Source organism: Streptomyces sp. CWNU-52B, from assembly GCF_047444975.1.
GTDB lineage: Bacteria > Actinomycetota > Actinomycetes > Streptomycetales > Streptomycetaceae > Streptomyces.
Genome location: NZ_JBLFJV010000005.1, coordinates 695012 through 708898, shown reverse-complemented (window position 1 = coordinate 708898; position 13887 = coordinate 695012). Strand labels below are relative to the sequence as shown.

Annotated in this window: 13 protein-coding genes; 2 read left to right on the top strand and 11 right to left on the bottom strand. The window is 71.0% G+C overall.

The genetic code is table 11. The annotated features are described in order from the left end of the window. Positions 1–158: 158 nt before the first annotated feature. From ACLVWQ_RS06025 to ACLVWQ_RS05985, 9 genes are all read right to left on the bottom strand, one after another. The gene (locus tag ACLVWQ_RS06025) at positions 159–563 is read right to left on the bottom strand and encodes a VOC family protein (RefSeq protein ID WP_414107105.1); all 405 of its coding nucleotides are present in this window, start codon (positions 561–563) and stop codon (positions 159–161) included. Between the two features lie 2 nt (positions 564–565). Continuing rightward, the gene (locus tag ACLVWQ_RS06020) at positions 566–1489 is read right to left on the bottom strand and encodes an ABC transporter ATP-binding protein (RefSeq protein WP_414107104.1); all 924 of its coding nucleotides are present in this window, start codon (positions 1487–1489) and stop codon (positions 566–568) included. Further along, positions 1486–2301: an ABC transporter permease gene (locus ACLVWQ_RS06015; protein ID WP_414107103.1), complete on the bottom strand. Its 816-nt coding sequence runs from the start codon at positions 2299–2301 to the stop codon at positions 1486–1488. The genes ACLVWQ_RS06020 and ACLVWQ_RS06015 overlap by 4 nt, the downstream gene beginning before the upstream one ends. A 14-nt stretch (positions 2302–2315) precedes the next feature. Continuing rightward, positions 2316–3161, bottom strand: a complete 846-nt coding sequence (locus ACLVWQ_RS06010) for an ABC transporter permease (RefSeq protein ID WP_414107102.1) — start codon at positions 3159–3161, stop codon at positions 2316–2318. Positions 3162–3179: 18 nt separating this feature from the next. Continuing rightward, complete coding sequence (locus ACLVWQ_RS06005) at positions 3180–4196, bottom strand: ABC transporter substrate-binding protein (RefSeq protein ID WP_414107101.1); 1017 nt, start codon at positions 4194–4196, stop codon at positions 3180–3182. A 95-nt stretch (positions 4197–4291) separates the two neighbouring features. Then, positions 4292–5686 carry an FAD-binding oxidoreductase gene (locus tag ACLVWQ_RS06000; protein ID WP_414107100.1) on the bottom strand — a complete coding sequence of 465 codons (1395 nt, stop codon included), beginning with the start codon at positions 5684–5686 and terminating at the stop codon, positions 4292–4294. A gap of 122 nt (positions 5687–5808) precedes the next feature. Continuing rightward, positions 5809–7185 carry an FAD-binding oxidoreductase gene (locus ACLVWQ_RS05995; RefSeq protein ID WP_414107099.1) on the bottom strand — a complete coding sequence of 459 codons (1377 nt, stop codon included), beginning with the start codon at positions 7183–7185 and terminating at the stop codon, positions 5809–5811. Further along, on the bottom strand, positions 7182–8156 hold the full coding sequence (locus ACLVWQ_RS05990) for an amidohydrolase family protein (RefSeq protein ID WP_414107098.1): 975 nt from the start codon (positions 8154–8156) through the stop codon (positions 7182–7184). Before ACLVWQ_RS05990 ends, ACLVWQ_RS05995 begins: the two co-directional genes overlap by 4 nt. Beyond that, positions 8149–8973 (bottom strand): SDR family NAD(P)-dependent oxidoreductase, encoded by an 825-nt coding sequence (locus ACLVWQ_RS05985; protein ID WP_414107097.1) that lies wholly within the window; start codon positions 8971–8973, stop codon positions 8149–8151. Before ACLVWQ_RS05985 ends, ACLVWQ_RS05990 begins: the two co-directional genes overlap by 8 nt. A gap of 275 nt (positions 8974–9248) precedes the next feature. On the opposite strand from ACLVWQ_RS05985, the gene ACLVWQ_RS05980 reads away from it, so the two are divergent. Continuing rightward, the gene (locus tag ACLVWQ_RS05980) at positions 9249–10607 is read left to right on the top strand and encodes a hypothetical protein (RefSeq protein WP_414107096.1); all 1359 of its coding nucleotides are present in this window, start codon (positions 9249–9251) and stop codon (positions 10605–10607) included. Between the two features lie 2 nt (positions 10608–10609). Further along, positions 10610–11221: a carboxymuconolactone decarboxylase family protein gene (locus ACLVWQ_RS05975; protein ID WP_414107095.1), complete on the top strand. Its 612-nt coding sequence runs from the start codon at positions 10610–10612 to the stop codon at positions 11219–11221. A 19-nt stretch (positions 11222–11240) separates the two neighbouring features. Here ACLVWQ_RS05975 and ACLVWQ_RS05970 read toward each other — a convergent pair whose 3' ends face one another. After that, positions 11241–12080 carry an MBL fold metallo-hydrolase gene (locus ACLVWQ_RS05970; RefSeq protein ID WP_414107094.1) on the bottom strand — a complete coding sequence of 280 codons (840 nt, stop codon included), beginning with the start codon at positions 12078–12080 and terminating at the stop codon, positions 11241–11243. 129 nt (positions 12081–12209) lie between these two features. Further along, positions 12210–13433 (bottom strand): serine hydrolase domain-containing protein, encoded by a 1224-nt coding sequence (locus ACLVWQ_RS05965; RefSeq protein WP_414107093.1) that lies wholly within the window; start codon positions 13431–13433, stop codon positions 12210–12212. Between the last annotated feature and the right edge of the window lie 454 nt (positions 13434–13887).

The window sequence follows — 13887 nt, the reverse complement described above, 5'->3', positions numbered from 1 at the left end:
ACACCATCGGCCGGCGCACGGTGGCGCGGGGCCCGGTCGGCGTCACCACCGGCCGGCGCCGGGAGATCGCTTCGAGCTCCTCGGTCGGCACCGTACGGGTCATCGCGACGTCGTCGTCCTCGGGGACGGGAGTGGCGGCGGACGGTCGTCCTGGTGGTTCAGGCGCGGTCGAGGAGTTCGATGAGGTTGCCGTAGGGGTCGGTGACGAAGGCCATGCTGGCACCGGGGCGCGGGGCCGGCCGGGGGCGCATGCTGACCCCGGCGCCCGCCGCGACGAGCCGCGCGAACTCCCCCGCCACGTCCTCCACGCACAGGCACATGTGACCGAAGCCGTGGGTGGCCGCCGCTTCGAGAGCACTGCCCGGTGCCGGTCCCGGGCGCGCCGAGGGGCGGTGGAGCAGTTCGACGCGGTAGCCGCTCTCGTGCAGGAGCATGACCCCGCGCAGGTCGGTGTCCGGGATGGCGAACACCGGGGCCGCGGTGAGGTCCAGGGCCGCGCAGTACCAGGAGGTGGCGGCCGCCAGGTCGGGCACGGAGATGCCCACGTGGTCGAAGCGTGTCATCGTCAGCGCACCACCCGTACGGTCTTCTCCCGGGCCGAGCCGTCGGTCGGGGCTTCGCCGGTCGGCCGGGCGTTCTCCTCCCGTGCGGGCCCGGGGCGCGCCGAGTGCCGCGCGGCCTGTGCCGGTGCCGGCGCCTGTGCCTCGCGGATCCTGGTCAGGACCCGGGTCCGCAGATCGGTGAACCGGTGGTCGGCGCGGGTGGTGATCTGATCGCGGTCGGTGCCGAGGTCGACCTGGAGGTTGTCGACGACGGTGGTCGGACGGCCGCCGATGACGACCACGCGGTCGCCCAGGTAGACGGCCTCGTCGATGTCGTGGGTGACCAGGACGACCGTGATGCCGAGGTCGGCGCGCAGGGACAGTGTCAGGTCCTCCAGGTCGAACCGGGACTGGGCGTCGACCGACCCGAAGGGCTCGTCCATCAGGAGCACGGGGGCCTCGTAGGCGAGTCCGCGGGCGATGGCGACCCGCTGCTGCATACCGCCCGAGAGCTGCCAGGGGTACTTGTCCCCGATGCCGGCCAGACCGACGGCGTCCAGGCACTTCTCCGCCCGCCGGTTGCGTTCGGCGCGCTTGACCCCCATCCCCTCCAGGGGGAAGGCCACGTTGTCCCGTACGCGCATCCAGGGCAGCAGGGAGCCGCGGTAGTCCTGGAAGACGACCGCGATGTCGGCGTGCGGCCGGGTGAGGGGTTCGTCCCCGTAGCGGACCGTGCCCGAGGTGGGCCCGACCAGACCGGACAGACAGCGCAGCAGGGTGGTCTTGCCCGCGCCGGACGGGCCGACGACGCAGACGAATTCACCGGGGTCCACGCGCAGCGACAGGCCCTCGATCACGCGGTGTTCGTCCGTGCCGTGGCCGAACGTCTTGGAGACGTCCTCCACGATCAGGCTGGACCCGCCCGCCTTGACGTGTCGCTGCATCATGTCTTGACCTCGCTTCGGGACTTGGCCCGCCGGGCGCGCGGCGGACGCTGGTGGTACCAGCCGAGCAGCGCGTACTCGGCTGCCAGGAGGAGCACGCTCAGGCCGTAGCCGAGGATGCCGATCAGCACGGTGCCGGCCCAGGTCTCCGGGACGGCGAAGTCGGAACCGCTCTGCAGGATGAAGTTGCCCAGGCCCACGGGCGATCCGTAGATCTCGCTGACGACCATGAGGACCACCGCGATCGAGAGGGCCACGCGGATGCCGGCGAAGATCTGCGGCAGGGCTCCGGGCAGCACCACTTTCCGCAGGCGCAGCCGCCAGGGGATGCGGTAGCTGTGGGTGGTCTCGTGCACGGCCGGGTTGATGCCGTGCACGCCGCTGACGGTGTTGAGCAGGATCGGCCAGACCGAACCGAGTGCGATCAGGAAGACTTTGGGGCCCGATCCGATGCCCAGTGTCAGGATGACGACCGGGACGAACGCCACCGTCGGGGTGGCGCGGGCGAAGTCCAGCAGCGGTCCGGTCGCCTGCCGGAGCAGGTCGACCTCGCCGATGACGAGGCCCGCGCCGACTCCGACGACGGTGGCGATGCCCAGTCCGAGTGCGATGTTGCGCAGGGAGAACAGCAGGTCGTCGACGAGTCCGCCGTGCAGGAGCTCCCGCCACAGGGTGGCGAGCACGTCGGTGGCCGGCGGGAAGTAGAAGCTGGTGCTGCCCGCGGTGGCGAGCAGCAGGACGGCGACACACAGGACCGGCAGCCACACCTGCTTGAGCAGGGACTTCAAGAGGGCGCTCGAAGCGCGCGTGGACATGATGCCTCCCCTCGTCAGTCGGTGTGCGCCGGCGGGCGCCAGCGCAGCAGACGTCGTTCGGCGAACTGGGAGAGCAGGTTGACCGAGTAGCCGATCGCACCCGCGGTGATGATGTAGGCGTACGCCCGTGCCGCGGCCCCGCCCTGCTGCGCCTGGACCACCTCGTGGCCGATCCCGGGCAGTGTGGTGAGCACCTCGACGCCGATGGCCACGAGTACGGAGGTCGTCGCCGCGAGCCGCAGCCCGGTCATGACCGAGGGTGTGGCGCTGGGCAGGATCACCTTGCGGAAGCGCAGGTGCCGCGGGATGCGGTAGCTGTCCATGGTCTCCGAGATCATCGGGGTCACGGACCGGGCGCCGTACTGGGCCTGGAGGAAGACGGGGAAGACACAGGCGAGGAGGACGACGGTGGTCTTCGTCGTGGGCGTCGACCCGAGCACCAGCAGGAACACCGGCAGCAGGGCGATGACCGGGAAGGACCGCAGGACGTCCACGAGCAGCCGGGACGACTGCTCGGCCGCCGCGTAGGTGCCCGTGACCAGGCCCAGCGGAACGCCGATCACTGCGGCGGCGACGAAGCCGGTCAGAGCCCCGTTCAGGGTGTCCCCCACCGCCCGCCAGTACGCGGAGTCGCCGAACAGCTCGGGGAACTTCCCGAACACCGCCGTCGGTCCGGGCAGCGCGGTGGCGCTGACCGGGCCGGCCGCCGCGAGCGCCGCCCAGAGGACCAGGACGGCGAGGACGGCGGACGCTTGGAGCAACAGGAGTGTGCGGCGGCCGGGTGCCTGGGCCCGGGTGTGCCGGGCGAGACGCTTTCGGTCCGGGGCCGCCGGGCGCCGGTCCGTCGTGGAGATGGCCATGGTGTACCTCTGCCGTTCTCAGCTGCCGCCGGTGACCGTCGGAGCCTGGTCCCAGTAGACGGCGTCGTCCTCGGGGGTGCTGCTGAGCAGGTCGTAGCCGTGCATCTTCGTGATGACGGTACGCATCACGGTGGTGTTGACGGTCTTGTCGTAGTAGGCGATCTGCGACTTCTCGATGAAGTCGGCGGGCAGTTGGGTGTACTTCTTGTCGATCGCCTTGACGGCGTCGGGGTGCGCGTTGGCGTAGGTGATGGCCTTGGCGACGGCACCGGTGAACTTCTTCGCCGTGTCCGCGTTCGTGGACAGGTACTTCTGGGTGGCGAAGAGGACGCCCTGGGGGATGCCGGGCAGGTCGTTCATGCCGTTGCCGACGGAGCGCAGGCCTGCCTCCTTGCCGGCCCCGTAGAAGGCGCCGAAGGAGTAGACGGCGTCCGTCTTGCCGGTGGTGGCGGCGTCGGTGAGGGAGGTGGTCGGCAGGGAGACGAACTTGACCTTGCTCGGGTCGCCGCCGTCCTTCTCGACCAGGTACTCGACGATGAACTGGATCGTGCCGCCGAGGGCGGACAGCCCCACGGTCCTGCCCTCCAGGTCGGCGAAGCCGTCGATGGAGCTGCCCTTCTCGACCAGGAGGCCGTCGGTGGGGTCGGTCCTGGTGGTGGCGGACACCAGGCCGGTGGCGATGCGGATCGGCATCTTCTTCGCGGCGCCCTTGAGAAAGCCGGAGCTGTCCGTCATCGCGAACTGGGCCTCGCCGTTGAGCACGGACGGGGCGTTCTGCGAGGTGTCCTGGGCGCCCGCCTTGATGGTGACGTCGAGGCCCGCGGCCTCGAAGTAGCCCTGCTGCTCGGCGATGTAGAGCGGCTCGAACAGCGCGCCGTTGGAACGCAGCACGGTGATCTTCGCCGAGCCGTCACTGCCGGCGGACGTGGAGTCGCCCGAACCGCAGGCGGCCATCGGGGCGGCGACGACGAGCGTCACCAGGCCGACGGCCAGGCGGCCGAACGGGCTTCTCGTACTTCTCGTGCGCTTCGGCATGAGGGTGTGCTCCTTTGCACGGTGGCGGGCGCTGCGGAGGCCGTACCGCTCCCTGCACGGGTTCGTACGGCATGTCGATCGGCGTTCGCACGGCGCTACGCGCGGCCGGCGACCGCGTAGGCGGTGGTCGACTCGGCCGGGGTCATGTAGGTGCGGAAGAGCCCGTCGGGGTCGTGGATGCCCCGGAGCTTCTCCAGCCGCTCGGCGTTCTCGGCGCTGAGGCCGCGGTCGAAGCGGTCGGCGAGGTTGTTGTCGGAGAACTGGAGCCCCTTGGACAGGTGCTGCACCGCGGACAGTGAGCCGTGCACCCAGTTCTCGTGCGCCAGGTCCTCGGCCGGGTCGTGCCAGCCCGCGTTGGGCGAGAGGTAGGCCTTGGCCTGCGCGGACCAGCAGGCCTCGGGGCGCGGCGGGTAGTGGCCCCAGAGCATCCACAGGACGAAGCTGTTGCCGTCGGGGATCGTGTCCAGCACGGGGCGGGCGGCGCCGATGAGTTCCTGGGCCGGGCCGTCCGCCCACACCCCGTCCACGGCCCAGCGCAGGCCCTCCGGGTTGAGGCGGTCCGCGATGTCGTACAGCTCGCCGATGGTGGTCGGTTCGGCGACCACCGCGCGCAGGGCCCGGTCCCGGAAGGGCGCGTCCTCCAGCGGGTCGAGGGACTCGGGGCCCTGGCCGGGCGCCGGGGTGCAGAAGGCGGTGGCGGTCAGGGAGACCGACGGGGTGCCGAGACCGGGGGTGAAGCCGGCCTTGGCGGAGAACTCCACGGTGGTGGGCAGTCGTTCCAGGAGGTCGTAGGACCAGGCGAGCACCTCGTCGCGCAGGTCGATGGGGTAGCTGTGCACCGTGCGCCGGATCTCGGTGGGGCGTTCGTGGACGTCCAGGTGGAAGCGGGTGACGACGCCGAAGAATCCGGGGCCGCTGCCCCGTGCCGCCCACAGCAGCCCGGGGTGGGTCTCGTCGGTGGCGTGCACCAGGGTGCCGTCGGCGAGGACCACGTCGATCGCGCGGATGCTCAGGCAGGCCGGTCCGAGGTGACGGGAGTTCCAGCCGTAGCCGCCGCCGAGCACGAAGCCTCCGATGCCGACGGTGGGCGCGTGTCCGGTCGGGAAGAACAGTCCGTGCGGGGCGAGGGCCCGCTGGATCTCGGGCCCCTTGGCCGAGGGCTGGACGGAGGCGCTCCGGCCGTGCGGGTCGACGGTGATCTCCTGGAGGCGGGAGAGATCGACCAGCAGTCCGCCGTCCCGTACCCCGTTGCCGACCCAGCTGTGGCCGCCGGAGCGGACGGAGACGCGCAGTTTCTCCGCCCTGGCGAGCCGTACGGCCTCGACGACGTCCCGCTCGTCCTCGGCGACGACGATGACGTCGGGGAACCGGTCCGGCTTGCGCGCGTTCCACACGGCGCCGAGACGAGCCTTCTCGTAGCTCGCCTCGCCACGGCGGACGACAACGCCGCGCGGGGACGGGGCAGGATGGGGATCGGGCGTCCTGGACAAGTGTGGCTCCTTGGGTGGTGCAGACATTCCGAACGGTACTGTCGACACAAAATGGAGGTCAAGGGGCTGTACGCCGATAATTTCGGCTTTCTGTCGACACTAGAGAGCCCTCATGTGAGCCCTCATGTACGGATACCGTCGTGGCGCCGCTGCGCGGCCAGGGCCGTGGTCGACTCGTCGGGCGACAGATACGAGCGGAACAGCCCCTGGGGGTCGTACCGGCGCCGCAGTTCCTCCAGCCGCGCGGTCTGCTCCGGCTCCAGCCCGTGGTCGGGGCGGTCCGCGGGATTCGCGTCGGCGAACTGGGTGCCGTGGGCGACCGGGGCCATGGCCCGCAGCGCGTCATGGGCCCAGGTCTCGTTGCGGAGGTCGTCGGCGGGGTCGTGCCACACGGCGTTCGGGGAGAAGTACAGCCGGGCCTGGGTGGACCAGCAGGCGTTCTCCCGGGTCGCCTGGCCGCCCCACAGCATCCAGAGCAGGAAGCTGTCCCGGTTGGGCAGCCCGTCCAGCACCCCGCGGCCCGCGTCGAGCACGTCCCGAACCGGCGCGTCCGTCCACACGCCGTCGACGGCGTAGCGCCGGCCCTGCGGAGTCAGACCGTCGGAGAGGGCGTACAGGTCGTCCAGCGTCGACGGCACGCGCTCGGTCCTGCGCAGCGCATGACGCAGAAAGGGCGCCTTCTCCAGGGGCTCCAGCATCTGCGGCCCCTCCCCCGGGGTGCAGAAGGCAGCCGCCGTGATCGTCGTGGTGGGCCGTGGCGCACCCGGGGTGCGGGCGACCTTCGCCGACATCTCCAGGGAGTCCGAGATCCCGGGCACGGCCTCGTAGGTCCAGGCCAGCACCTCGTCGCGCAGCTCGTGGGGGAAGACGTACGCGCTGCGCAGGATCTGGTCGTACGCCGGATACACCCGCAGGTGGAAGCGGGTCACCACCGCGAAGAAGCCGGGACCCGAGCCGCGTACGGCCCACATGAGGTCCGGGTGGCTCTCATCGGTGGCGTGCACCAGGGTGCCGTCGGCGAGGACGGCGTCGACCGCCTCCACGCTGAAGCAGGCCGGTCCCAGTGCCCGGGAGTTCCAGCCGTAACCGCCGCCGATCAGGAATCCGCCCACGCCCACGGAGGGGCAGTGGCCGCTGGGGAAGACGAGGCCCTCGGCGGCGAGCAGCGCGTTGAAGCGGCTGCCCTGGACGGCGGGGCGGACGGTGGCACGGCGCCGGGGCGCATCCACGACGACCTCGTCCAGCGCGGAGAGGTCGATCAGCAGACCGCCGTCCCGTACCCCGTTGCCGACCCAGCTGTGCCCGCCGGACCGGACGGAGACGCGCACCCCGCGGGCCGCGGCCCAGCGGACTCCCTCCTGTACGTCACGGTCACCGGCGGCGACGAGGACGGCGTCGGGATGCCGGTCGGGCTTGCGCAGGTTCCAGACGGCACCGAGCCGTGCCTCCTCGTAGCCGGGGGCGCCCCGGGTGAGGAAGGGTCCGTCGAAGTCGTTCATGTCTGCTCCACGTGCGGGTCCGGCAGGTCCGGTGAGGGCGTCAGGGGTGTCGGTCGTGTCGGGGCCGGCGGGAAGTCGAAGAGCTCGGCCGGGTTGTCGACCAGCAGCCGGCGCAGGAGGGCGGGGTCGGGGGCGATGTCGGTGAGCAGGTCCACCAGCAGACCGTCGTCCGGAGCGGCGCCCCGGATGTTCACGTGCGGGTAGTCGGTCCCCCACACGACCCGGCCGGGCGCCTGCCGCACGAACGACGCGGCCAGCGCCACGGCGTCCGCGTAGGGCGGGCCCTGCCGGGAGACCCGGTCCACCCCGCTCACCTTCAGCCAGACCTCACCGGTGTCGAGGAGGCGGCGCAGGCTGCGCAGGGCGGGGCTGTGCGGCCCTTCCCCGAGGTCGACGCGGGCGAGGTGGTCGATGACCACGCGGCCGGGGAGGGCGCGGACGAGGTCTTCGTGATCGGCGACCTCGGCGCCGGTGAGGTGGAGTTCGACCGCCCAGCCGAGACCGTCGACGCGCTCAAGGACGGAGTCGATCTCCGCCCGGGTGGGCGCGGTGCGCAGATGCGGCAGGAAGTTGAGCCGGAACGCGCGCACTCCCGCCCGGTGGAGTTCCTCGATCTCCGCCCGGGTGGTCCGCTCGCCGATGAGTGCCACCCCGCGGAGCCTGCCACGCCCGGCTGTGAGGGCGTCCAGAAGCGTGCGGTGGTCGGCGCCGTTGCAGGACGACTGGACGACGACCGCCCGGGACAGACCCAGGTGGGCGTGCAGGGCCGCGACCTGTTCCTTGGGTGCGTCGACCGGGGTGAAGGTGCGCTCGGGCGCGTAGGGGAAGACCGTGGCGGGGCCCAGGATGTGGCAGTGCGCGTCACAACTGCCGGGCGGCAGCGCCAGGGTGGGTCTGCGGGGGGCCGGGTGCGGGGGCGGGCAGCCCGGCGAGGGTGCCGGGTGCGCCGTGCGGAGGGCGGGCTCAGTCACAGCGCGCCGTCATTCCGCCGTCGACGACGATCTCGGTGCCGGTGACGAAGCGGGCCTCGTCGGACGCCAGGAAGAGCGCCGCGTACGCCGTGTCCCGGCCGTCGCCCATGAACCCCAGCGGGATACGGGCCTGCCGCTGGGCGAGGAGCTTGTCCACGTCGCCGTCGGCGCGCTGGTGGGCCAGGCGCGCCTCGACCATCGGGGTGTGCAGTTGTCCGGGGACGACCGTGTTCACCCGGATGCCGTCGGGCGCGTACTGGACGGCCGTCACACGGGAGAGTTGGACGACGGCGGCCTTGGCCGCCGCGTAGCCCACCTGCGCGGCGCCGGTCCAGCGCAGGCCTGAAGCCGAGGCGGTGTTGACGATCGAGCCACCGCCGCCGCGTCGCATGATCGGGACGACGTGTTTGCACGCCAGGAAGGCGCTGGTGAGGTTGGTGCGCAACTGGCTGTCCCAGTCCTCCAGGGACAGCTCGGCCACTCCGCCGGCGCGGGAGCCGCCGACGTTGTTGACGAGGATGTCCACGTGCCCCGCGCGCTGTTCGGCCTCCTGGAAGTAGGCCTGGACGGCGTCCGGTTCGGTCACGTCGAGCAGGTGGGTGTGTGCGGTGCCCCCCTCTTCGCGGATCTGCTCCGCGGTGACGTCCAGCGCGTCCTTGTCCCGGTCGGTCAGATACACGGTGGCGCCCTCGCGGGCGAAGATCACGGCGGTGGCGCGGCCGTTGCCCCAGCCGGGGCCGACGCTGCCGGCGCCGCTGATGACGGCAACCCGCCCGGCCAGGCGGCCGGGCCGTGCGGAGGGCACGTCCTGGGTCACGGGGGTCTCCCTTGGTTCGAGCCCGGTCCGGACCCGGTCCGGGCGTGAGGTGAGCCGGGCCCCGGAAGCCCCCGGGAGGTCCGGGGGACACCGTCGGAGCTCCCGACTGTCGACAGTCTCACCTAGTGTCGACACAAAGTAAATACAAGTGCATGTACGTACGGCTCGACCCCGCTCAGCAACGCACTAGTGTCGACAGGTAGTGACGGGTGATGCTTGAATGGCGCCAAGCCAGACCCGTTCCGTCCCATCCCGTACGTCTCCGGAGGCATCCCATGGACAAGCCGGCCGTCTTCACCGATGAGGAGATCGCCCGCTTCCGCGCGGAGCTGGCCGACAGGCGCTCGCCGGGCGCGTACGAACCGGGCCGCTGGTCGGTCAGCCCGCTCACCCGCCGTCCCGACGTACGCGGGCCGATGCCCGGGTCGGTGCGGCTGCGCGACGCCACGCTGCGATCGGTGGAGACCCTGCCCGGCGTCGTCGCGTCCACCGGGGCGAAGGAGGCATACCTGCGCCGGCTCGCCGGCGCGGGCGTCCGCGAGGTCGTCACGGCCGGTCTCGCCGGGCGCGACGACAAGGCGCTGCGCGCCGAGGTCGAGGTCGTCAAGGGCGAGAACCCCGACTGCCGGGCCATGCTGCCCCTGCTGCGCAGCACCGCGGACATCGACCGCGCCGCCGACGCGGGCTACGACGCCGTACAGATCTGGGTACAGGGTCTCGGCGAGGCGTCCCTCATCTACGACCCGGCCGTCTACCAGCAGGCGTGGCGGGGCGAGGACTGGCGCGACCGGGCCACGCCCCGGGGGCGCGCCGACGTCCTCGCCCGTGCGGTGCCCCTGATCCGGCACGCCCGCTCACGCGGACTGGCCGCCGTCGTCCCGATGCTGATGGTCTCCTACCTCACCGACGAGGTCCTCGAGGAGTCGGTCACCACGCTGGCGGGCGCGGGCGCCACCGAACTCACCCTGTTCGACGGCCCCGGCGCGATGAGCCCCGAGGCTTACGCCCATCTGGTCACCCGCACCAAGGAACTCGCCCCGGGTGTCGAGGTGGGTCTGCATCCGCACAACACGTTCGGGCTGGCCGTCGCCTGCGCGGTCGGCGCGGTCCGGGCCGGCGCCGATGTCGTCGAGCTGTCGGTCAACGGCTACTGCGGCGGCCCCGGCAACGCCGACCTGGCCGCCACCGCGCTGGCCTTCGAGGCGCTGCACGGGGTGCGCACCGGGATCAGGACCGAGCGGCTCACCGGACTCGCCCGCGCGGGCGAGGAGCTGACGGGCTATCACCTGGCCTGGAACCACCCGGTGACCGGTACGAGTGCCTTCTCCTGGGGCGGGATGGACCTCATCACCCAGGAGACCGCGGTCGATCCCCTGCTGCACAACTGCCTGGAGCCGGCCCTCGTCGGCAACGCGCGCAAGGTCCCCTTCACCCCCGACAGCGGCCCGTACACGCTCGCCGACAAGCTGGCCGCACTGGGTGTCGACACCACGGTCGCCCAGGTCGACGAGATCCTGCGCAGGGCCCGCGCCGTCATGACGCGGGAGTCCCGGCTGCTCTCCGACCCCGACCTGGCGGCGCTCGCGCGCGAGGTGACGGACGGCCCCTCGACGCCGGCCCGCACGGAGCGATGACGATGTCCCCGTCCCCGTCCCCGTCCGGCAGGCTCCCCCTCCTGTCGCCCGACCGGCTCTCCCCCGGCCGGCGGGCCCTGTACGAGGAGATCACCGGCGGTCCGCGTGCCGACGGACCCCAGCTGTTCGCCCTCACCGACCCCGAGGGACGCCTCAACGGCCCTTTCAACGCGATGCTGTTCAGCCCGGAGCTGGGTCGCGACCTGCAGAACCTGGGCACGGCGATCCGCTATCGCACGGACCTGTCGTCCCGGGTGCGCGAGAGCGCCGTCCTCGTCGTGGCCGCCGCCCGGGACAGCGGCTTCGAGCGGTACGCCCACGAACCGCTGGGCAGGGCGGCCGGGTTGACCGAGGACGAGGTGCGCGCACTGCGCGAAGGGACCGACCCCGGCTTCACCGACCCGGTCGAACGCGCCGCGTGGTCGGCCGTCCGCGCCCTCGCCGACCCCTCGGACCCGCTCGACGACGACTGGTACACGGCCGCCCGCGCGGCCCTGGGCGAGATCGCCCTCTTCGAACTCTCCACACTGGTCGGCTACTACGCCACGCTCGCCCTCCAACTGCGCCTGTTCCGCGTGCCCGTGCCGTCGGTACCGGACGACCGGAGCCGGTAGGAGCGGAGCCGGTCGTCGCTCAGCCGGGGAGCTGCGGGATCCCGTCGTACGCCGCCACGTCGTGGGCAGGCACCACGTGCATGACGTCCGCGAGCGCGATCACCCGGAGGAGGTCCTCGCGCACCAGTGCGGGGTCGGTGTCGGCGAGTTTGCGCAGCAGGAGCGGCCGCTCGGCACGACGGCGGATGCCGTCGCTCTGCCAGGTCAGGTCGCCGATGAAGGCGTACCGCTTGCCGGTCGGCAGTGTGACGAAGACGATCACGGACCCGGTCGTGTGCCCCCGGGCCGGTACGACGACCGCCGAGCCGTCGCCGTACACGTCGAAGCTCGACGAGAAGCCGAGATACGCCGGACCGTCGAATGCGTACTCATGGATCGGGTGATCCGCGGAGACGGCGCGGAACACCTTCCCGCCGCGGTGTCCGTTCGCATAGCGCAGTTCACCTTCGTTGAGCCAGACGGGCACGTGCAGACCGTCGAGTCCGCTGACGTGGTCCCAGTGGGAATGCGTCAGCAATACACCGCGCAGGCCGCCGCGATCGTAACCGACGGCGTCGAGTTGCTCGCTCGCTGTGGCGGCCTTGTGGAACGGAGCTCGCTCCATTCGCGGGAGCGACCGGATGTGCGCCGCTACATTCGAGCCGAAACCCGCGTCGATCAACAGATCGCCCTTCGGGTGACGCAACAGGACAGCCGTCGCGGCGAAACGGCGTTTCTCGCGGAACGAGCCGCCCTTGAAAGCGAATGCCGCCCTGGTTTCGTAGGTACCGGTGGGTATTTGATAAACAGCCGTCTCGGGTGGCGGCGCGGCCTCGGGAAGAGAGCCGGTCCAAACAGAGGGCATCGGAAGGCGCGACATGGGGGAATCGTCCGGCACAGTAGATCCGTGCGTCCAATACCAGTTCGGTCGTCTCGATACTCGCCGGGTATCGGGACGACCGGACGGTTACGGTGCGACAGCCTCACGGAGCCGACTGTCAGGGCGAATTCATCGCCCGGAGTCGCCGGGAGCGCAGAACCTGTCGTCGATCAGCCGGTCCAGTGCCTCGGTGGTGGCCGAGTCGGCCGAGCCGTCACCGGTCGCCTGCACCGCGACGGTGTGCCGGCCGTCGGCGCTGACACCGTTGCGCGTGGTGTAGCCGGGGACGTCGCCGCCGTGCCCGTAGTAGGCGCCTCCACAGGTCAGCGGAATCCGCGCCAGGCCCAGGCCGTATCCGGCGCCGGGCTTCAGGGCGTCCATGGGCGGAGCCGCCACGACCTTCTTCATCTCGTCCAGCTGCGTCGGGCCCAGCAGCCTGCCGCGCATGAGGGCGGAGAAGTACGTGTCGATATCGGCGGTGGTGCTGATCATGGCCCCGGCCGCATCGGCCGCGGTGGGACTGAATTCGGTGACGTCGATGCCCTCACCGGATTCCCCGAAACTGGAGTAGCCCCGCAGGTGGTCCCCGGGTATGTGGGGGTCGGTGGTCGGGACGACGGTGTCGCGCAAGTTCAGGGGTCGGACGATGCGTTCGGTCACCTCTTGTTCCCAGCTCTTCCCCGTGACCTTCTCGATGATCATCCCGGCGACGATGTAGTTGGTGTTCGAATAGGACCACTTGGCGCCGGGTTCGAAGCCCGGTTCGTGCCGCATCGCGATGGCCACGAGCTGTTCCGGTGTCCTGGTGATGTACCGGCCGGCCTGGAACCCTTCGACACTGGCGATCTCCGGGAAGTCCTCAAGGTATTCGAACAGTCCGCTGGTGTGCTGCAGCAACTGCCGTACCGTGATCCTGCTGCCGTCGTTGCCGTGCCCTGACACCACGCCCGGCAGCCAGTGCTCGACCGTGTCGTCCAGCGACAGACGTCCCTCGCCGACGAGTTGCAGCGCCACCGTGGCCACGAACGACTTGGTGGTGCTGCCGATCCGGAACCGGTCACCGCGGCGGACGGCCTCTCCCGTGCTCCGGTCGGCCGTTCCCGCGGTGGCGGAGCGCGTGCCGCGTGGCCCGGTCGACCGGGCCACGACACCGACCGTCCCTGTCGTGAGAATCGCGTTCACATCGTCCCGCAACGAGACCCCGGTCGCCTTCGAGACATTCACGGTCCGGTCCGTCGAGCTCGAAGTCCGGATCGCGGCACTCGACGTGCCCGCCGAGCATCCTGTGCCGGTGAGTGCGACCACCACTGCCGCGGCGGCGATACGGGAGACGGTCCTGGCTCTGCGGGTCATCGGCACAACTCTCTTCCGAACAATGGAATGTGGTTTCTGACACCGCTGCCGCGGTGTGCTGAACCACACTAGGAAGAGCGCTCGAAATCCACCCTGAGGACAACCGGCCGATCCACGGAGGTGATATCACCCCGGCCTTACTACGGCCAGCCCCAGCATCTTTCCTACCTGATACCCCCTTTACTCGTGCGGAGTCCGTACGCCGACAACGGATACCCAAATGGGCCGAGTTGCCCAGAATCCGCCATCGTCGCGCACGCCTACGGGGCGGGGCGCTCAGGTGGTTCGTGCCCTGTGGGCGTGAACCCGGCAAGAGGCTGTGCCGCGGGCGCTATATTCTTCATGCTCAGAGTGGACCGAAGGGGCGCAGGGAGTAAGCAGCACACAGGTACGCCTGCCTGCCTTCGCGTTACTGCTCTGACGCACACATCGGACCACAATGACGGCGTGTCAG